Here is an 18,084-nt window from a genome sequence, read left to right as displayed (position 1 = left end):
AAATTTCACGGGACTTTCGTCGTGACTGACGAAAGAAACTGTCGCGTCAGTAAATCTTCGGTTCGCCGGGAGGGCGCGTCTTGAAGCGCTTGTGCACCCACAGGTATTGCTCGGGCGCCTCACGCACCATCTGCTCGATCTGCCGGTTGACCACGGCGGTATCGCGCGCGACGTCGCGCGAGGGTACGTCTTCCAGCGGTGCACCGAGGCGCAGTGCATAACCCGAGTCGCCGGGCAGGCGGCGATGGAAGAACGGGATGACCACGGCATTCGCCATGCGGGCGAGGTGATGCGTAGCGGTAATGGTCGCGGCCGGCACGCCGAAGAACGGCACGAACACGTTGTCCTTGCTGCGCATGTCCTGGTCGGGCGCGTACCAGACGGTGCCGCCGGCCTTCATGTACTTCACGGTGCCGCGGATGTCGTCCTTGTCGAACATCGCATCGGCGTAATCGAGACGCGCGCGGAGCACGGCGAATTCGAAGACGTCCGAATCCATGCGGCGGTACATACCCGCGATGCGGATGCGCTGCGACACCAGGCGCGCGCAGAGTTCCAGATGGGAGAAGTGGCCGCCGACCAGCAGCACGCCGCGCCCGGCCGCGCGCGCGGCTTCCAGGTGTTCCAGCCCTTCGAACGTGACCGGCACGCGGGATATCGCGCGGTCGGACCCCATCCAGCCCAGCGCGAACTCGACCAGCATCATGCCCACGTCGCAGAGATTGGCCCGCACGAGGGCTTGCTGGGATACCGGGTCGAGTTCGGGGAAACACAGCGCGATGTTGGTGGCGGCGATGTGCCGCCGTTCGCGATTGAGGTGCAGTGCGAGCCGGCCAGCCAGGCGGCCCAGCCCCATCAGCCAGCGGAAGGGCAGGTGGGCGATCAGCCAGATGAAACCCACGCCGATCCACGCCGGCCAATGACGGGGCGTGAGCAGGCGCGGCGAAAGGGTGGGGCGTGGCATTCCGGGCATTGCCGGCCATTGTAGCGAATGGGGGCGGCTATACTGCCCGATCACGCCACATCTGCCGGGTTCCAAGTGCTGCTGCGACTGCTCTACAACCTCGCCATGTACCTGTTCACCCCGCTGGTGATGCTGCGCCTGATGGCCCGGGGCATGCGCTACGGCGATTACCACGTGCGCTGGCGCGAGCGCTTCGGCCGTTTTCCCCAGCCCCGCCTGAGCGGCTGCCTGTGGGTCCATGCCGTGTCCGTGGGCGAGGTGAACGCGGCCGAGCCGCTCATCAAGGCCTTGATGGAGGCCTATCCGCAGGCGCCGCTCCTGGTCACCACGGTGACGCCGACCGGTTCGGAGCGCGTGAGGCAGCTTTTCGGCGACCGCGTGCACAACGTCTACCTGCCCTACGACCTTCCGTTCGCCGTGCGGCGATTCCTGCGCAGCACGCGGCCGCGCCTGGCCGTGATCGTCGAGACCGAAATCTGGCCGAACCTCTACTTCGCCTGCCGTCGCCACGGTATCCCGCTGCTGATCGCCAATGCACGCCTGTCCGAGCGTTCGTTGCGCGGGTATGCGCGCATGAGTTCGCTGGTGCGCCGCGCGCTTCGCTGCGTGAGCCATATCGCCGCGCAGTCGCGCACGGATGCCGCGCGCTATCGCCTCCTCGGCGCCGAGCCCAGCCAGCTCACCGTCTGCGGCAACCTCAAGTTCGACATGCCGGTGCCGCAGGCCGCGCTCGACGACGCCAAGGCCATGCGCGACACCTGGGGCAACGGGCGGCCCGTATGGATCGCGGCCAGCACGCACGAGGGCGAGGAAATGAGCGTCCTGGAGGCTCACCTCGACGTGATGCGCCGCCTGCCCGATGCCTTGCTGCTCATCGCCCCGCGCCATCCCGAACGCTTCCGCGCGGTGGAAGCCTCCGTGCGGAGCCTGGGTTTCACCGTGGGCACGCGCAGCGCCGACAGGGTGCCCGGGCATGCCACGCAATGTTTCGTCATCGACGCCATGGGTGAGCTGCTGCGTTTCTATGCCGCGGCCGATGTCGCCTTCGTCGGCGGCAGTCTGGTGCCCATCGGCGGACACAACGTGCTCGAGCCCGCGGCGTTTTTCAAGCCGGTGCTGGTGGGGCCGCACACGTTCAATTTCGAGGAGATCACCCAGGCGCTGCTCGACGCGGGCGGTGGCCAGCGTGTGGTCGATGGCGACCAGCTCGGTACCGAGGTGCTGTCGATCCTGCGCGACGAAAGCCGGCGCGGCGCCATGGGCAAGGCCGCCCGTCAGGTGTTCGAAAGCGAGCGCGGGTCGGTGGATAAGGTGATGAAACTGGTGGACGACCTGCTGCAGGAGTGAAAGGGTTACACAGCCGATGGGCTCCCGGCGACCGCTCTACCGAAGGAATAAGAGCCGACCTTACACCAAGAAAAAGGCGGGCCGAAGCCCGCCTTTTTCGTTCGCGACGATCGCGACGCGTTACTGCAGCAACGCGTTGATCGCTTCCATGTCCTTGATGTCCACCGTGCCGGCGGTCTGCTTCAGCAGCAGCTTATCGAGGATGAACTGGTGGCGCGCCTGCGAGTAGTCGCTCAGGGCCTGGGTGAGGTTCTGCTGCGCGATGAGCACGTCGACGATGGTGCGGGTACCCACCTCGAAGCCGGCCTGGGTCGCGTCGCGCGCGCTTTCGGCCGATTCCACCGCGGCCTTCGTCGCTTCGACCTTGCTGATGCCGGCGACCACGGAGCGATAGTAGTTGAGCGTGTCGCGGACGACCTGGCGGCGGGTGGCTTCGAGCGAATCCTGCGCGGCGTCACGCTGGTAGATCGTCTGGCGCACGCGCGACTGGGTAAAGCCGCCGGAGAAGATCGGCACGTTCAGCGTGAGGCCCACCGTGGTGGTGCCGCGACCGTTGCTGTTCGTACCCAGGCTGCCGCTGCCGCCGAGGCCGCCGTTGTTCTGCGTCCAAAGGGTCGACTTGTTATAGGACGCCGTCGCGTCCAGCGTCGGCAAGTGGCCGGCGCGCGCCGAGGAGATGGTGTGCTCCGCCGACTCGACGTTGTACTGCCCGGCGATGATCGTCGGGTTGGTCTTCACCGCCTGCGCCACCCACTGGTCGGGATCGTTCGGCGAGGGCGGATCCATCGGCAGCTGCTCGCGCAGCTTCTTCAGGTTGTTCGACGGCTTGCCGGTGATCTGGGTGAGCTGTTCGCGCGAGTCGGCCAGCGTGTTCTCGGCGGTGATCACCGCGGCGACGGCGGTGTCGTGCTGGGCCTTGGCATCCTGCACGTCGGTGATGGCCGACAGGCCCACGTCGAAGCGCTGCTGGGCCTGCTCGAGCTGGCGGGCCAGCGCCTGCTCGTTCGCCTTGGCGAAGGTCAGCGCGTCGTCGTTGGTCAACACCTGGAAATAGGCCGTGGCGACGCGAGTGAATAACTGCTGCGCGGTGGCGTCGTAGGAGGCGTCCTGCGACTCGGCGGACGAGCGCGCGGCCTTGAGGTCGGCCCACTTGCTGAGGTCGACCACCGACTGGCTCACCTGCGCGCCCAGCGTACGGGTGCGGGTGTGGCCGGTGTCGGAGGTGAGCAGCACGTTGCCGTTGGCGTCACGCAGCGGCGTGCCGGTGGCGTCGGTGAGCACCTCGCGCGACGGACCGGCCGGCTGGGCCTGGTTGAGGCTGATGCTGCCGTTCACCTGCGGAAGCAGGGCCGAGCGTGCCTGGACCACGCCTTCACCGGTGGCAAGGCGGTTGGAGTCGGCCTGCGACAAGGTCGGATCGTTGGCCCGGGCCAGTCGATAGGCCTCGAGCAGGTCTTCCGCGTGGCTCGCGAACGGCATCGCGGCCAGTGCGAGTGCCACGGTGATCAGCTTCAAGCGCATGGGTTCGCCTCGTGAATGATGGAAATGCTGGGGATCTGTCAGAGCACGAAGCGCTTCACCGGCGCGGCATGCGCCAGGTAGGGAAGGTCCGTTTCGAAAAGCGATTCCTCGCGATACCGGCCGTCGCCCTCGTGGGTGAGGAGCACGGCGGTCTGTGCGGGGGAATCGCCGCGTACCACGAACATGCGGCCGCCGGTCTTCAGCCAGCGCACGAACTTCTCCGGCACCGACTGCACCGCGCCGGTGACCACGACGACGTCGAAAACGCCGGCCGGGGTGTAACCGTTGACGGCTTCGGCGGTGGACAGCTCGACGTTGGCCACGCCGGCGGCGGCCAGGCGCTGGCGCGCGGCCTCGACGAAGTCGGCGTGCATGTCGATGCTGGTGACCTTGCCGGCGAGCGCGGCGAGGCAGGCGGTGAGGTAGCCCGAGCCGGTGCCGATCTCGAGCACGGTGTCGGTCTTCTTCAGTTCGAGCGCCTGGAGCACGCGGCCCTCGATCACCGGCTTCATCATCACCTCGTCGTGCCCCAGGGGCAGGTTGAGGTCGGCGAAGGCCACGTTGCGGTGGGCGGGCGCGACGAAGTCTTCGCGGCGAACGGTCTTCAGGGTCTCGAGGACGTCGAAGTCGAGGACTTCCCAGGGGCGAACCTGGTTTTCGACCATGTTCTGCCGGGCCTGCTCGAAATTCATCGCCATGGTGTTCTTTCCCGTACGAAAAGCTGCAAAAAGGTTCGGAAGGATAAGCGCTGCGCGCCCGTCGTCCCAATGTGTAAAGGCTGCGGGGCCGATGCCGTCCGACGAAGTGCCGGAAGTCACCGGACGCGGCTGACGGAAGTCATGCCCCCGACTGGCTGCTCCGCCGCCGGCTGAACGGCCGGTGGCGCGGCATCCTCGAGGCCCATGGGAACCGCCAGCGAGCGACCCCACCTCATTCTAAGGTAGACGGGCGGCGAAGCCCCGTTTTTCCGGCCATGCGAAAGGTAACGTGACAGGCTGGAAATAACTGAACCGCCGCGTATAATAAAGTCATAACTTTTGTTTGTGAAGGTGCAGCCATGAACGCCAGCCCGAAACTCAAGCCCCAGGGCCCCGGGCGTCCGAAGGACATGGAGAAGCGCGCAGCCATTCTCGACTCGGCCAAGGCCCTGTTTACCCAGGGCGGGTTCGCCGGGACCAGCATGGACGCCGTCGCCGCGTCCGCGGGCGTTTCGAAGCTCACCGTTTACAGCCATTTCGGCGACAAGGACAACCTCTTCCGCGAAGTGATCCGCGCGCACGTGCAGGAGCGCCTGCCCGACGACCTTTTCGACTTCAGCCCGGGCACGGACATCCGCGTCACGCTGAGCAACATCGCCAGCCGCCACGCGGCGATGGAGACCAACACCGAGTCGGTGGGCACCTTCCGGGCCATCCTTTCCGACTGCCATTCCGGCGGCAATCCCCGGTTCGGCCGACTGGTGTGGGAGGAAGGTCCCGTGCGCATGCACAAGTTGATGCAGCGCCTGCTGGAGGGCGCGGTCGACCGCGGCCAGCTCGACATCGCCGACGTCTCCCGCGCCACCACGCAGTTCCTGGCCCTGCTCAAGGGCGACCTCCTCATCCGCCGCCTGTTCGGCTGCGAGGATTGCGCCGTGCAGTTCGCCGAGGAGGTGCGCGCCAACGCCCAGGCCGCCGTGGACATGTTCATGCGCGCCTATTCGCCGCGCGCGGCGAACGCCTGACGCTCGCATCCACGCCCCGCTTCTGCTTGAATGGACGGCGAAGCGGGGGTGCCCATGCGAATGCGCGGGCTGAGAGAGTCCCTTCGAACCTGATCCGGCTGGTACCGGCGTAGGAAGCTTCGATCGCAAGCCGTGGTGCCTCCGGGCGCCCGCTTCGCGTCGGCGCACGTCCGCTTCTCCCTTTCCCGCGAGAGTCGAGACGCCGATGAATGCCATGCCCTCCGACCTGGCCCGCGCCGCGCGCGAGCTGTCCGAATCCGTTACCGCGCCGATCCCCGGCTCCCGCAAGGTCCATGTGACCGGCAGCCGGCCCGACCTGCGCGTACCCATGCGCGAGATCGCCCAGGCCGACACGCCCACGTTGTTCGGCGGCGAGGCCAATCCGCCCATCGTGGTCTACGACACCTCGGGGCCGTACACCGACCCCGCCCACCCCGTGGACCTCGCCGCCGGCCTGCCGGCCCTGCGCGCGGGGTGGATCGAGGAGCGCGGCGACGTGGCCCGCCTCGACGGGCTGTCGTCGGCCTTCGGCCGCGCCCGTGCCGAGGACGCCCGACTGGATGCCATCCGCTTCGGCCACGCCCGCCGCCCCCTGCGCGCGACACCGGGCGCCAACGTTACCCAGATGCATTACGCCCGCCGGGGCATCGTCACGCCGGAGATGGAATTCGTCGCGATCCGGGAAAACCAGCGCATCGAGGCGCTGGGCGATGGCGCCCTGCGCATGCAGCATCCGGGCGAGTCGTTCGGCGCGGCCACGCCGCGCCTGATCACGCCCGAGTTCGTGCGCGAGGAAGTCGCCCGCGGCCGCGCGATCATCCCGGCCAACATCAACCACCCGGAAGCCGAGCCGATGATCATCGGCCGCAACTTCCTCACCAAGGTCAACGCCAACATCGGCAACAGCGCGGTCAGTTCGGGCATCGCCGAGGAAGTGGAAAAGCTGGTCTGGGCCATCCGCTGGGGCGGCGACACGGTGATGGACCTCTCCACCGGCAAGCACATCCACGAAACCCGCGAATGGATCGTCCGCAATTCGCCGGTGCCGATCGGCACGGTACCGATCTACCAGGCGCTGGAGAAGGTGGGCGGCGTGGCCGAAGAACTTTCCTGGGAGATCTTCCGCGACACGCTCGTCGAACAGGCCGAACAGGGCGTGGACTACTTCACGATCCACGCCGGCGTGCTGCTGCGCTTCGTGCCGCTCACCGCCCGGCGCGTGACGGGCATCGTCTCGCGCGGCGGGTCGATCATGGCCAAGTGGTGCCTGGCCCATCACCGGGAGAACTTCCTCTACACGCACTTCGAGGACATCTGCGAGATCATGAAGGCCTACGACGTGTCCTTCAGCCTCGGCGACGGTCTGCGCCCCGGCAGCATCGCCGACGCGAACGACGCGGCGCAGTTCGGCGAGCTGGACACGCTGGGCGAGCTTACCCAGGTGGCCTGGAAGCACGACGTGCAGTGCATGATCGAAGGCCCTGGCCACGTGCCCATGCACCTCATCAAGGAAAACATGGAGCGCCAGCTGGAAAAGTGCCACGAGGCGCCGTTCTACACCCTGGGCCCGCTCACCACCGACATCGCCCCCGGCTACGACCACATCACCAGCGCCATCGGCGCGGCGATGATCGGCTGGTTCGGCACGGCGATGCTCTGCTACGTCACGCCGAAGGAACACCTGGGCCTGCCCAACCGCCAGGACGTGCGCGACGGCATCGTCACCTACAAGATCGCCGCGCATGCCGCGGACCTCGCCAAGGGCCATCCCGGCGCGCAGGTGCGCGACAACGCGCTGTCGAAGGCGCGCTTCGAGTTCCGCTGGGACGATCAGTTCAACCTCGGCCTGGACCCCGACAAGGCCCGCGAATTCCACGACGAGACGATGCCCAAAGACGCCCACAAGTCGGCGCACTTCTGCTCGATGTGCGGGCCGAAGTTCTGCTCGATGAAGATCACCCAGGACGTGCGCGACTACGCCGCCGAGCAGGGCATGGCGGAGAAATCGGCCGAGTTCATCGCGCAGGGAGGCGACGTCTACCGGCGAGCCTGACGCCTCAGGCGGCGCGAGGCAGGCGGCCCGTGGCCTTCATCGCCATGACGTCGCCCGCGTCGGCCGCGGCCTGCAGCCAGGGCTGCGTCGCTTGCCACCATGCGGCGACGCTCGCTTCGGTGGCGGCGGCGCCGTAGGGACGCGCTGGCGGCAATCGCACATGTACCGGCATCGGCGGCCAGCGGGTGAACTCGGGAATCAGACTGTCGAGCCAGACGACGCCCGCGAAGGCGAACTCCCCCGCGGTCAGCGGACCTCGCACGGATATCTCCACGTCGTTGAGCCAACAGACGCCCCTGTCTTCGCGGGCCGCCTGCACATCGTTGAAGAGATAGGAAACCACCACGCCCACGGGCACGGGGTGCTTGGCCGATAGACTGCGCGTGTGGTTGTCGATGCCTCCGGCGGCGAGAGCCGCCAGTTCTTCAGCGGTGGACGTGCTGAAGGGCAGCCAGCAGGTTCCGCGGTTGCCGTTGCCCATGGTGAAGGTGGGATTGTCCACCGGGCCTTCGGACACCAGGTGGCCGTCGTTGCGCAAGGCATCCCAGCAGAAATGCGAATTGGCGAACGCCCGGTGCAGTACCAGGTCGCGGCCGGCGCCTTCCAGCACCTTCAGCAGGTCGCGGCGTGCCGCCATGCTCGATATCCGGAACGCCAGCTCGCCCGGCACGATGCCGAAGGCCTGCGTGGCTTCCGTGGCGGTCGCGATGGGGGTGAGCTCGCCCACCTGCCGGTTGACGTAAACGGACAGGCCGTCGATCCGATAGACCTCATCGGGGTGAAGCGTGCGGGACATCTCCAGGTACTTGGGCGGCTTGCTATCGACCGACTCGATGAGCAGTTTCGCCCTCGGCCTGGCGCTGGGGAGGGGCTGCGAGGTACGCAGGCCGAAGGTCTGGCGCAACGAGTCGAACATGGGGGCGGCCGGGAGGACGGGAACGGCTAGTGTGTGGCGTCTTCCGACGGGTCGGAAATTCACCGGCGTTATACGTCCCATAACGACGGCGGATACGCGAAGGAGGGAGTGCGAAGCATTCGCACGGGCCTTCACCCGGCTTTTCCAGTGGTGACCCTACCTTTCCCGGTAGTCACGATCCCACGCTCCGAAGGAGACCAGGCCATGGCCAATCCCAAGCCATTCGTAAGCGATATCGAAAACATCCGCCGACGCGCCCGCGAGCACATCGACAAGGGCGCCATCACGGCGGGCTACCGTGCCGACCGCGAAACGGTGATCAAGCTGCTCAACGAAGCGCTCGCCACCGAGATCGTCTGCACGCTGCGCTACAAGTATCACTACTACATGGCCCCGGGCATCCATTCGCAGAGCGTGAAAGCCGAGTTCCTCGAGCATGCCCAGCAGGAGCAGGAGCACGCCGACCGCATCGCCGAGCGCATCACGCAGCTCGACGGCACGCCCAATTTCAATCCGGAAGGTCTCCTGTCGCGCAGTCATGCCGATTACGTCGAAGGCGTCGACCTGGTCGACATGATCAAGGAAGACCTTGTCGCCGAGCGCATCGCCATCGACAGCTACCGCGACATCGTCAATTACATCGGCGAAGACGATCCGACCACGCGCCGCATCATGGAAGACATCCTCGCGCAGGAAGAGGAACACGCCGAGGACATGGCGACGCTACTGGAGAATCTCGGCAAGAAGGGTGAGCCGGCCGCGCCCGCGAAGCACTGACCGGGTAAGCTGGGGCCATCGTTCGCAACATAAGGAGCATCGTCATGAACGCGACCGCCGCCCCCGCGCCCCGGCGCCGACGCAACCCCTTGAGCCTCGTGGTCGCCCTGCCGGTGGCGATCCTCGTGCTCCTGGTGCTGATCCTCATGTGGTGGTGGGACACCGAGCCGGAGCAGTTCGATCCGGTGGCGGCGACCACCACGCACATGAAGGAGATCGGCCGCCCGATGTCCACGGGCGCCGTCACCACCTACGCTTTGATCCGCTCGGTGGAAACCCTCACCGACAAGCGCGGCGGCTACCTCAGCAACGACCGGCTGCCGCCCGGGGTGTTCATGGACAACATCCCCAACTGGGAATTCGGCTCGCTGACGGCCTCGCGCGATCTCGCGCGCGCCTTGCGCAACGATTTCAGCCGTTCGCAGACGCAGTCCACCGAAGACAAGTCGCTGGGCGAAGCCGATCCGTTGCTCAACAGCCCGAACGACCGCTGGCTGTTTCCCAGTTCCGAGTCGCAGTACGGCAAGGCGGTGGACGATCTGGAGGATTACCTCGGCCGGTTGAGCGACGCCCAGGACGGCAACGCGCATTTCTATGCCCGCGCCGACAACCTGGCCGATTACCTGCAGACGGTCTCGGCACGCCTGGGTTCGCTCTCGCAGCGGCTATCGGCCAGCGTGGGCCAGCTCAAGGTCGATGCCGCGCCCAATGCCGACGTGGGCGCCAACGCGGGGCCGGCGAAGGCGGTCTACGTGAAGACGCCCTGGAACAAGATCGACGACAACTTCTACGAGGCGCGCGGCTACACGTGGACCTTGCTCGAACAGCTCAAGGCGATCCGCCACGATTTCGCGCCGATCCTGCGTTCGAAGAACGCCGACGCGAGCCTGCAGCAGGTGATCCGCGAGCTGGAGGAATCGCAGAAATCGCTCGGCAGCCCGGTGGTGCTCAACGGCTCGCCGTTCGGGTTCTTCGCCAATCATTCGCTGGTGATGGCCAACTACATCTCGCGGGCGAACGCGGCGATCATCGATTTGCGGGGATTGCTCGGGCGGGGCTAAAAGCCGCATCACCGTTGCCGCGAAAACTCAGTTCACGGCGCTGGGTTCCCCTGCTTCCGCAGGGGCAGGCTCTGCGTGCGCAGGAACGACGTGAGGTTGTTTGCGCGCCACGGTGAATCTTGCATACCGTCGTTCCTGCGTACGCAGAGCCTGCCCCTGAGGAAGCAGGGGAACCCAGCGCGAGGCGTAAGGGCAGGCGACGGCGACACATCGAAAAAGCCCGCCATCTCCGGCGGGCTCTCTTTCTTTACTTCGACGCCTTATACCGCTCGATACCCGCCGTGATCTCGGCCTTGGCCTCGTCGGCGCCGACCCAGCCGTCGACCTTGACCCACTTACCCTTCTCCAGATCCTTGTAGTGCTCGAAGAAGTGGCCGATGCGCTCCAGCCAATGGCCGGATACCTGTCCGATGTCCCTGATGTGCGCGTAACCGGCGAAGATCTTCTCGACCGGCACCACCAGCAGCTTTTCGTCGGAACCGGCTTCGTCGGTCATCTTCAGCATGCCGACGGGGTGGCAGCGGATCACCGAGCCCGGCACCAGGGAAAGGGGCAGGATCACCAGCGCGTCGAGCGGATCGCCGTCGCCGCCCAGGGTGCCCGGCACGTAGCCGTAGTTGCACGGGTAGCGCATCGGGGTGGAGAGGATGCGGTCGACGAAGATCGCGCCGCTGTCCTTGTCGACCTCGTACTTGACGGGCTCGGCGTCCTTGGGGATCTCGATGATGACGTTGATGTCGTCTGGCACGTTCTTGCCGGCGGGGACGAGGTGCAGGCCCATGAGGCGGGTTCCTTAGGTTCGTGGAGGTGGTCAGCCCCCAAGGATAGCGGCGGCGCGCGGGTAAGTCAGCCGCCCGATGGGCGGCTCGTAAAGCGTAAACCGTAAGTACAAGCCGGAGAAATCACTGTGCCGGCTTGCACTTAGGGTTCATGGCCGACTCACCCTCCGCTCACTTCAGGTGATCCCAAAGCCACACGTACGCCAGCGCGCTCATGAACGCCGATTGCTTGTTGTCCGCCGCGGCCCCGTGGCCGCCTTCCATGTTCTCGTAGAAGCTCGCGTCCAGGCCCATCGCCTGCATGCGGGCGGCCATCTTGCGGGCGTGCACCGGACCCACGCGGTCGTCGCGGGTGGAGGTGGTGAACAGTACCGGCGGGTAGGCCGTGCCCTTGTGCAGGTTGTGGTACGGCGAGAAGGTCTGGATGAATTTCCATTCCTCGGGGTTGTCAGGGTTGCCGTATTCGGCCATCCACGACGCGCCGGCCGACATGTGCGGATAGCGTTTCATGTCGAGCAGGGCCACCTGGCTCACCACGGCGCCGTAGAGCTGCGGGTACTTGGTGAGCATGTTGCCCGCGAGCAGGCCGCCGTTGCTGCCGCCCATCATGCCCATGTGCTTCGGGCGGGTGATCTTCCGGTCGATGAGGTCTTGCGACACGGCCGCGAAGTCCTCGTAGGCACGCGGACGGTTGGCCTTCATCGCCGCCTGGTGCCAGCGCGGACCGTACTCGCCGCCGCCGCGGATGTTGGCCACCACGTAGACGCCGCCCTTTTCCAGCCAGGCGCGCCCCGCGCTCGCCGCGTAGGCCGGCTGCAACGAGATCTCGAAACCGCCGTAGCCGTAGACCAGGGTCGGGTTGCTGCCGTCGGTCTTCAGCGACTTCGGCGCGATTTCGAAGTAAGGCACCTTCGTGCCGTCCTTCGAGGTGGCGAAGTGCTGGGTGACCACGTAGTTCGAGGCGTCGAAGAAGGTCGGCGTGTGCTTGAGCGCGTCGCGGCCCTCATGGCCGAGCGTGCCGTGGTAGAGCGTGGTCGGCTGCAGGAAGCCGGTGACGGTGAGGAAGTAGTCGTCGCTGTCGTCGGCATCGATGCCGATGGCCTGCATGGCGCTGAGCGCGGGCGCGCCGCCCAGCGCATCGCTCTTCCACGCACCCCTGTCGGCCGGTGTCAGCACGCGCACCTCGCTCACCACGTCGTGCATGAGGTTGAGGAACAGGTGGTGGCGCGTCCACGAGTAGCCGGCGAGCGAGGTGTGCGCGTCGGGCGTGAACAGCGGCACCAGCTCGCGCTTGCCCGCCATGTAGTCGTCGAACTTCGCGGCCAGCAGCGAGCCGGACGCGTACGTGGTGCCGCCCACCGTCCAGTCGGTGCGCAGTTCGATCAGCAGCCATTCGCGCTCGACGTCGGTGATGGCGTCGTCGGGCACGTCGATCTTCGTCAGCTTGCCGTCCTTGCCGCGCAGGAAGGTCTGGCTGGTGTAGAAGTCCATCGCACGCTGCACGAAGTCGCGCTCGAAACCGGGCGTGCGGTCGCGGAACGCCGAAATGGCCATGTCGTCGTGCTTGCCCTCGTACACCGTGGTGGCGCTGGACAGCGGCGTACCGCGCTTCCATTCCTTGACGATGCGCGGGTAGCTGGAATCGGTCATCGAGCCCGGGCCGAAATCGGTGGCGACGTAGAGGTGGTCGTCGTCGATCCAGGCGACCTGGCTCTTGGCCTCGGGCAGGGTGAAGCCGTCCTTGACGAAGGTCTTGGTGGTGAGGTCGAACTCACGGACCACGTCGGCATCGGCACCGCCGCGCGACAGCGACACGAGGCATCGGCGGTACTCGGGTTTCAGGCAGGTGGCGCCGTGCCACACCCAGTTTTCCTTTTCGCTGGCCGAAAGGGCGTCGAGGTCGATCACCGTTTCCCAGGCGGGTTTGTCCTTGCGGTACTCGGCCAGGGTCGTGCGCCGCCAGAGGCCCTTGGGATGGTCCTTGTCGCGCCAGAGGTTGTAATAGCGGTCGCCGATCTTGGAGACCATCGGGATCTTCGCGTCCGAATCGAGCATCTCCAGGATGCGCGCGTCGAGGGTCTTGAAGTCGTCGCCCTGGGCGTACTTTTCGACGGTCTTGGCGTTCTCCGCCTTCACCCAGGCAAGGGGCTTGGCGCCGTCGATGTCGTCGAGCCAGAGGTTTTCGTCGTCGCCGGCGGCCTGGGCGGCCGGGGCGGGGGTTTTCGGGAGGTCGTGGGCTTGGGTCATGCCCGACAATGTGAGGGCAATGGCCAGCGCAATCCAGCGGTGATGCATGGGAACCCCTTGAGGCGATCGATTCCCGTGACCTTAGCTCAGGCAGCCTCGAGGACGACCCATGACTTTCGCCCTAGGGTTCGCCGATACGATCGGCTCCCACCCCTTCGGTAGCGAGGTGGCTACCGAAGGGGTGGGAGCCGATCGTATCGGCGAATCCAGGTCGCCTCAGAGCAACGGAATCAACAGCAACGCCACGATATTGATGATCTTGATCAACGGATTCACCGCCGGGCCGGCCGTGTCCTTGTACGGATCGCCCACCGTGTCGCCCGTGACCGCCGCCTTGTGCGCATCCGAGCCCTTGCCGCCGAAATGGCCGTCTTCGATGTACTTCTTGGCGTTGTCCCAGGCGCCGCCGCCGGTGGTCATCGAAATGGCCACGAACAGGCCGGTGACGATCGTGCCGATCAGCACGCCGCCCAGCGCCTGCGCGCCGGCTTCGGGGCCGCCCAGCCACTTGAAGCCGAAGATCACCACCACCGGTACCAGCACCGGCAGCAGCGAGGGTACGAGCATCTCCCGGATGGCGGAGCGGGTAAGCATGTCCACCGCGCGGGAATAGTCCGGTTTGGTGGTGCCCTGCATGATCCCGGCGATCTCACGGAACTGTCGCCGCACCTCCTCGACGACCGCTCCCGCGGCGCGACCCACCGCCTCCATCGCCATGGCGGCGAACAGGTACGGAATCAGGCCGCCGATCAGCAGGCCGATGATCACGTAGTGGTTGGAGAGGTCGAAGCGCACTTCCGCGCCGCCGAAGTGCAGGCCGAGGTTGTGCGTGTAGTCGGCGAACAGCACCAGCGCGGCCAGGCCGGCCGAGCCGATGGCGTAGCCCTTGGTCACGGCCTTGGTCGTGTTGCCCACGGCATCCAGCGGGTCGGTGACGCCGCGCACGTCGGCCGGCAGTTCGGCCATCTCGGCGATACCACCGGCGTTGTCGGTGATCGGGCCGTAGGCATCCAGCGCCACCACCATGCCGGTCATGCTGAGCATCGCCGTGGCGGCGATGGCGATGCCGTAGAGGCCGGCCAGCGCGAACGCGCCCCAGATCGCCGCGCACACCGCCAGCACCGGCAACGCCGTGGACTTCATCGACACGCCCAGGCCCGCGATGATGTTCGTCGCGTGTCCCGTGGTGGACGACTGCGCCACGTGGCGCACCGGCCTGTATTCCGTGGCGGTGTAGTACTCGGTGATCACCACCATGGCGCCGGTGAGCACCAGGCCGATGATCGCGCAGCCGTAGATGCGTCCCGTGCCGTACGCGGAATCGGCCATCAACGATTGCGTGATGGGCCAGAAGGCGATGGCCGCGAGCAAGGCGGAGACGAACACGCCGGCGTAGAGCGCGTTCATGATCTTGCCGCCGCGGGTCTTCACGAAGAACGTGCCGATCACCGAGGCCACGATCGACGCCCCGCCCAGCACCAGCGGGTAGAGGATGCCCGAGGGTCCCGTCTCGGTCGCCAGCACGCCGCCCAGCAACATGGTGGCGATGAGCGTCACCGCGTAGGTTTCGAACAGGTCGGCCGCCATGCCGGCGCAGTCGCCCACGTTGTCGCCGACGTTATCCGCGATCACCGCCGGATTGCGGGGATCGTCTTCGGGGATGCCCGCTTCCACCTTGCCCACCAGGTCGGCACCCACGTCGGCGCCCTTGGTGAAGATGCCGCCGCCCAGGCGGGCGAAGATCGAGATCAGCGACGAACCGAAGGCGAGGCCGACCAGGGCGTGCAGCACGTGGCCGCGTTCGTAGCCCATGTGGGTAAGCACGCCGTAATAGCCGGCCACGCCGAGCAGGCCCAGCCCCACCACGAGCATGCCGGTGACCGCGCCCCCGCGAAACGCCACCGCCAGGGCAGAAGAAAGGCCGCTCCTGGCGGCCTCGGCGGTACGCACGTTGGCACGAACCGAGACGTTCATGCCGATATAGCCGGCGGCTCCCGAGAGGATCGCCCCCAGCGCGAAACCGATGGCGGTGCCCCAGTCGAGGAAGATGCCGATGAGCAGGAAAAGCACGATGCCGACCACGCCGATGGTGGCGTACTGGCGGTTGAGGTAGGCGCGGGCGCCTTCCTGGATGGCCGCGGCGATTTCCTGCATTCGTTCGTTGCCCGGCGATCTGGCCAGTACCCAACTGACCGAAAATGCGCCGTACAGAATCGCCACGACCGCACATCCCAGCGCGATCCATAAACCGTACTGTTGCAGCATCGAAGCCTCCCCGAATTGTGGGAGCCCGGCAGGGCTCGATCCGAGTATAGGCAGGGAAGGCGGGGAAACCTGTTGTGCGCTGCGCCACGTCGTCGGCGCTCCAGCGAACGCGGGAATCCGGAGCCTCGGCAATCATCCGAGCGATGCAGCCCTGGATTCCCGCGTTCGCGGGAATGACGCATTACTGCTGAAGCACGATGTCCGCGATGATGCCCGTGGCGACGGCGACGAGCAGGAACTGGCCGTCGTCGTCGTCACGCACCCAGTGGTAGCCGCGCGGCGGTTCGCGCAATCCGCGGTAGTCGTGCCAGCGGTCGACCACGATCACGCGACCGTCGTAACGATGGCCGCGTTCCCAATGGTGGTGCGCCCACGGCGGCGGTCCACGATGGTCCACCACGTGGGGCGGCGGGGGCGGAGGACCGCGATGATGGTCGTCGTGCCAGTCACGATGATCGTCGTGGCGATCGTCATGGTGGTCGTCATGCCAGTCGCGATGGTCCTGGATCGGCGACGGCGTGAAGGCGAAGGCCGGGGCGATGACGCCAGCGGCGGCGACGGCGAAAACCAGCTTGCCCAGCATCTTCATACGAGGTGTCTCCGTTTAGCGTGTGGCGATATCGAGAATGACGCCGGTGGCGACCGCCACCAGCAGGAAGTCGCTGTTGTCGCGTACCCAGTAGGATCCACGCGGCGGCGGACGCAGGCGGTAGTAGCCGTAGTCGTTGATCACCACGCGTTGGCCGTAGTAGCGGTGACCGCGTTCCCAACGGCCGCCGTAATGCGGGCCGTAGTACGGACGCGGGCCGTAATAGCGCGGCGGCGCGTGGTGGTAGTAGCGGTCGTGGCCGTAATACGGACGCGGCGGCGGGCGGTGGCCATGCCAGCCGCGGTCGTGGTGGTCGTAGCCATGGCGCCCCCGGTCGTGCCAGCCGTGGTCGTGGTCCGGTGCGGCGAACGCTACCGTGGTGGTGGCCAACGCCAGCGTGGCAAGGGTGGTACGCAAGAAGGTTTTCATGGCTCGTCTCCCAAGACGACCGTCATGCCGTGAGGCCGGTCGACGATTCGCATCCTAGGAATGGAATCCTGAACCGAAAGGTTCATGAAAGAGAGTTTCTGCGCCTGACGCGAAAACCTGTTCAGCTAATCGAGCCCGGCCGGAATTCCAGGCCCGTCTCCGGCGGGCGTTCTGCAAGATACAGCGACGATTTCCGTTCAGCCGAGCGCGCCAGCACGCGTCCTTCACGCATCACCAGCAGGCGGTTCGCGCGCAGCCGGATGGCCTCGTGCACGTCGCCGGCCTGCAGGAGCACGAGATCGGCACGCCGGCCTTCGGCGATGCCGTGGTCGTCGAGTCCCAGCATGCGCGCGGCGTTGACGGTGACCGCGTCGAAACACCGGGACACGCCCTCCATCGACGTCATCTGCGCCACGTGCAGGCCCATGTGCGCCACCTCGAGCATGTCGCCCGAGCCCATGCCGTACCACGGGTCCATCGCGCAATCGTGGCCGAAGGCCACGTTGACGCCGGCCGCCAGCAGCTCGGGCACGCGGGTCATGCCGCGACGTTTCGGATACGTATCGTGCCGGCCTTGCAGGGTGATGTTGATCAGCGGATTGGCGATGGCGTGCACGCCGGCTTCCGCGATGAGCGGCAGCAGCTTGGACACGTAGTAGTTGTCCATAGAATGCATGGACGTCAGGTGCGATCCGGTGACGCGCCCCTGCAGGCCGGTGCGTATCGTTTCGGCCGCCAGGGTTTCGATGTGCCGCGACAGGGGATCGTCGGATTCGTCGCAATGCATGTCCACGCGCAGGCCGCGTTCGGCGGCCAGCTCGCACAGCCAGCGGATGGATGCCGCGCCGTCGTCCATCGTGCGTTCGAAATGCGGGATGCCGCCGACCACGTCGACACCGCGGTCGAGCGCGCGCACGAGGTTGGCCTTCGCGTTCGGCGAACGAAGCAGGCCGTCCTGCGGAAAGGCCACCAGCTCCAGGTGCAGGTACGGCGCCACGCGCCGCTTCACTTCGAGCAGGGCGTCCACCGCGAGCAGACGGTCGTCGCATACGTCGACGTGGCTGCGGATGGCGAGCAGGCCCTGGGCCACGGCCATGTCGGCGTAGGCCATGGCGCGGTTCACCAGGGCGTCCACCGTGAGCTCGGGTTTGAGTTCGCCCCACAGCGCGATGCCTTCGAGCAGGGTGCCCGAGGCGTTCAGCCTCGGCAGGCCGAGCGAGAGCGTGGCGTCCATGTGGAAATGCGCGTCGACGAACGGCGGCGACACCAGTCGGCCCCCGGCGTCGATCTCTTCCGTGCCGGTGGCGTCGAGGCCGGGACGAACGGCGGCGAAACGGCCGTCACGGATGCCGATGTCGACGTCGCGGCGGCCGTCCGGAAGGGTGGCGTGTCGAATGATGAGATCCATGCCGG

15 protein-coding genes and 1 riboswitch are annotated in these 18,084 nt (G+C 66.6%); of the genes, 5 read left to right on the top strand and 10 right to left on the bottom strand.

Features of this window, described 5'->3' with window-relative positions:
• Positions 1 to 46: 46 nt before the first annotated feature.
• Positions 47 to 964 (bottom strand): LpxL/LpxP family Kdo(2)-lipid IV(A) lauroyl/palmitoleoyl acyltransferase, encoded by a 918-nt coding sequence (gene lpxL, locus JNG39_RS09030; protein ID WP_368310876.1) that lies wholly within the window; start codon positions 962 to 964, stop codon positions 47 to 49.
• Between the two features lie 81 nt (positions 965 to 1,045).
• On the opposite strand from lpxL, the gene waaA reads away from it, so the two are divergent.
• Positions 1,046 to 2,311 carry a lipid IV(A) 3-deoxy-D-manno-octulosonic acid transferase gene (gene waaA / locus JNG39_RS09025; protein WP_368311903.1) on the top strand — a complete coding sequence of 422 codons (1,266 nt, stop codon included), beginning with the start codon at positions 1,046 to 1,048 and terminating at the stop codon, positions 2,309 to 2,311.
• A gap of 120 nt (positions 2,312 to 2,431) precedes the next feature.
• Here waaA and JNG39_RS09020 read toward each other — a convergent pair whose 3' ends face one another.
• Entirely contained in the window at positions 2,432 to 3,832 is a 1,401-nt protein-coding gene (locus JNG39_RS09020) for a TolC family outer membrane protein (protein WP_368310874.1), read from the bottom strand.
• A gap of 38 nt (positions 3,833 to 3,870) precedes the next feature.
• Positions 3,871 to 4,530, bottom strand: coding sequence for a protein-L-isoaspartate O-methyltransferase (locus JNG39_RS09015; protein ID WP_368310872.1), 660 nt, complete (start codon positions 4,528 to 4,530; stop codon positions 3,871 to 3,873).
• 359 nt (positions 4,531 to 4,889) lie between these two features.
• Here JNG39_RS09015 and JNG39_RS09010 point away from each other — a divergent pair, with 359 nt between their 5' ends.
• Positions 4,890 to 5,555, top strand: a complete 666-nt coding sequence (locus JNG39_RS09010) for a TetR/AcrR family transcriptional regulator (RefSeq protein ID WP_368310870.1) — start codon at positions 4,890 to 4,892, stop codon at positions 5,553 to 5,555.
• A gap of 34 nt (positions 5,556 to 5,589) precedes the next feature.
• Positions 5,590 to 5,688, top strand: a riboswitch (TPP riboswitch).
• Between the two features lie 72 nt (positions 5,689 to 5,760).
• Positions 5,761 to 7,608 (top strand): phosphomethylpyrimidine synthase ThiC, encoded by a 1,848-nt coding sequence (gene thiC / locus JNG39_RS09005; protein WP_368310869.1) that lies wholly within the window; start codon positions 5,761 to 5,763, stop codon positions 7,606 to 7,608.
• A gap of 4 nt (positions 7,609 to 7,612) precedes the next feature.
• Here thiC and JNG39_RS09000 read toward each other — a convergent pair whose 3' ends face one another.
• Positions 7,613 to 8,524: a hypothetical protein gene (locus JNG39_RS09000; protein WP_368310867.1), complete on the bottom strand. Its 912-nt coding sequence runs from the start codon at positions 8,522 to 8,524 to the stop codon at positions 7,613 to 7,615.
• Between the two features lie 204 nt (positions 8,525 to 8,728).
• On the opposite strand from JNG39_RS09000, the gene JNG39_RS08995 reads away from it, so the two are divergent.
• Positions 8,729 to 9,301 (top strand): bacterioferritin, encoded by a 573-nt coding sequence (locus JNG39_RS08995; protein ID WP_247373009.1) that lies wholly within the window; start codon positions 8,729 to 8,731, stop codon positions 9,299 to 9,301.
• A 44-nt stretch (positions 9,302 to 9,345) separates the two neighbouring features.
• Positions 9,346 to 10,362 carry a DUF2333 family protein gene (locus JNG39_RS08990; RefSeq protein WP_368310865.1) on the top strand — a complete coding sequence of 339 codons (1,017 nt, stop codon included), beginning with the start codon at positions 9,346 to 9,348 and terminating at the stop codon, positions 10,360 to 10,362.
• 247 nt (positions 10,363 to 10,609) lie between these two features.
• Here JNG39_RS08990 and ppa read toward each other — a convergent pair whose 3' ends face one another.
• From ppa to JNG39_RS08960, 6 genes are all read right to left on the bottom strand, one after another.
• The gene (gene ppa / locus JNG39_RS08985) at positions 10,610 to 11,143 is read right to left on the bottom strand and encodes an inorganic diphosphatase (protein ID WP_144913428.1); all 534 of its coding nucleotides are present in this window, start codon (positions 11,141 to 11,143) and stop codon (positions 10,610 to 10,612) included.
• A 169-nt stretch (positions 11,144 to 11,312) separates the two neighbouring features.
• Positions 11,313 to 13,436, bottom strand: a complete 2,124-nt coding sequence (locus JNG39_RS08980; protein ID WP_368310863.1) for a prolyl oligopeptidase family protein — start codon at positions 13,434 to 13,436, stop codon at positions 11,313 to 11,315.
• A 168-nt stretch (positions 13,437 to 13,604) separates the two neighbouring features.
• A complete protein-coding gene (locus tag JNG39_RS08975; RefSeq protein ID WP_368310862.1) occupies positions 13,605 to 15,653 on the bottom strand; it encodes a sodium-translocating pyrophosphatase in 2,049 nt (682 codons plus the stop codon).
• A 181-nt stretch (positions 15,654 to 15,834) separates the two neighbouring features.
• Positions 15,835 to 16,242: an RcnB family protein gene (locus JNG39_RS08970; RefSeq protein WP_368310860.1), complete on the bottom strand. Its 408-nt coding sequence runs from the start codon at positions 16,240 to 16,242 to the stop codon at positions 15,835 to 15,837.
• Between the two features lie 15 nt (positions 16,243 to 16,257).
• Complete coding sequence (locus JNG39_RS08965; RefSeq protein WP_368310858.1) at positions 16,258 to 16,671, bottom strand: RcnB family protein; 414 nt, start codon at positions 16,669 to 16,671, stop codon at positions 16,258 to 16,260.
• Between the two features lie 121 nt (positions 16,672 to 16,792).
• Complete coding sequence (locus JNG39_RS08960; protein WP_368310857.1) at positions 16,793 to 18,079, bottom strand: amidohydrolase family protein; 1,287 nt, start codon at positions 18,077 to 18,079, stop codon at positions 16,793 to 16,795.
• Positions 18,080 to 18,084 lie beyond the last annotated feature (5 nt).

This window comes from Luteibacter sp. CQ10, from assembly GCF_040900725.1.
In the GTDB taxonomy this organism is placed as follows: Bacteria; Pseudomonadota; Gammaproteobacteria; order Xanthomonadales; family Rhodanobacteraceae; genus Luteibacter.
Note: the sequence above shows the minus strand (reverse complement) of the source record. Positions and strands in the feature narration are given on the sequence as shown.

Excerpts from the sequence above, each read along its gene's own strand:
- lpxL (WP_368310876.1), bottom strand. The coding sequence starts at position 964 with ATGCCACGCCCCACCCTTTCGCCGCGCCTGCTCACGCCCCGTCATTGG.
- JNG39_RS09020 (WP_368310874.1), bottom strand. The coding sequence starts at position 3,832 with ATGCGCTTGAAGCTGATCACCGTGGCACTCGCACTGGCCGCGATGCCG.
- JNG39_RS09015 (WP_368310872.1), bottom strand. The coding sequence starts at position 4,530 with ATGGCGATGAATTTCGAGCAGGCCCGGCAGAACATGGTCGAAAACCAG.
- JNG39_RS09010 (WP_368310870.1), top strand. The coding sequence starts at position 4,890 with ATGAACGCCAGCCCGAAACTCAAGCCCCAGGGCCCCGGGCGTCCGAAG.
- thiC (WP_368310869.1), top strand. The coding sequence starts at position 5,761 with ATGAATGCCATGCCCTCCGACCTGGCCCGCGCCGCGCGCGAGCTGTCC.
- JNG39_RS09000 (WP_368310867.1), bottom strand. The coding sequence starts at position 8,524 with ATGTTCGACTCGTTGCGCCAGACCTTCGGCCTGCGTACCTCGCAGCCC.
- JNG39_RS08995 (WP_247373009.1), top strand. The coding sequence starts at position 8,729 with ATGGCCAATCCCAAGCCATTCGTAAGCGATATCGAAAACATCCGCCGA.
- JNG39_RS08990 (WP_368310865.1), top strand. The coding sequence starts at position 9,346 with ATGAACGCGACCGCCGCCCCCGCGCCCCGGCGCCGACGCAACCCCTTG.
- ppa (WP_144913428.1), bottom strand. The coding sequence starts at position 11,143 with ATGGGCCTGCACCTCGTCCCCGCCGGCAAGAACGTGCCAGACGACATC.
- JNG39_RS08980 (WP_368310863.1), bottom strand. The coding sequence starts at position 13,436 with ATGCATCACCGCTGGATTGCGCTGGCCATTGCCCTCACATTGTCGGGC.
- JNG39_RS08975 (WP_368310862.1), bottom strand. The coding sequence starts at position 15,653 with ATGCTGCAACAGTACGGTTTATGGATCGCGCTGGGATGTGCGGTCGTG.
- JNG39_RS08970 (WP_368310860.1), bottom strand. The coding sequence starts at position 16,242 with ATGAAGATGCTGGGCAAGCTGGTTTTCGCCGTCGCCGCCGCTGGCGTC.
- JNG39_RS08965 (WP_368310858.1), bottom strand. The coding sequence starts at position 16,671 with ATGAAAACCTTCTTGCGTACCACCCTTGCCACGCTGGCGTTGGCCACC.
- JNG39_RS08960 (WP_368310857.1), bottom strand. The coding sequence starts at position 18,079 with ATGGATCTCATCATTCGACACGCCACCCTTCCGGACGGCCGCCGCGAC.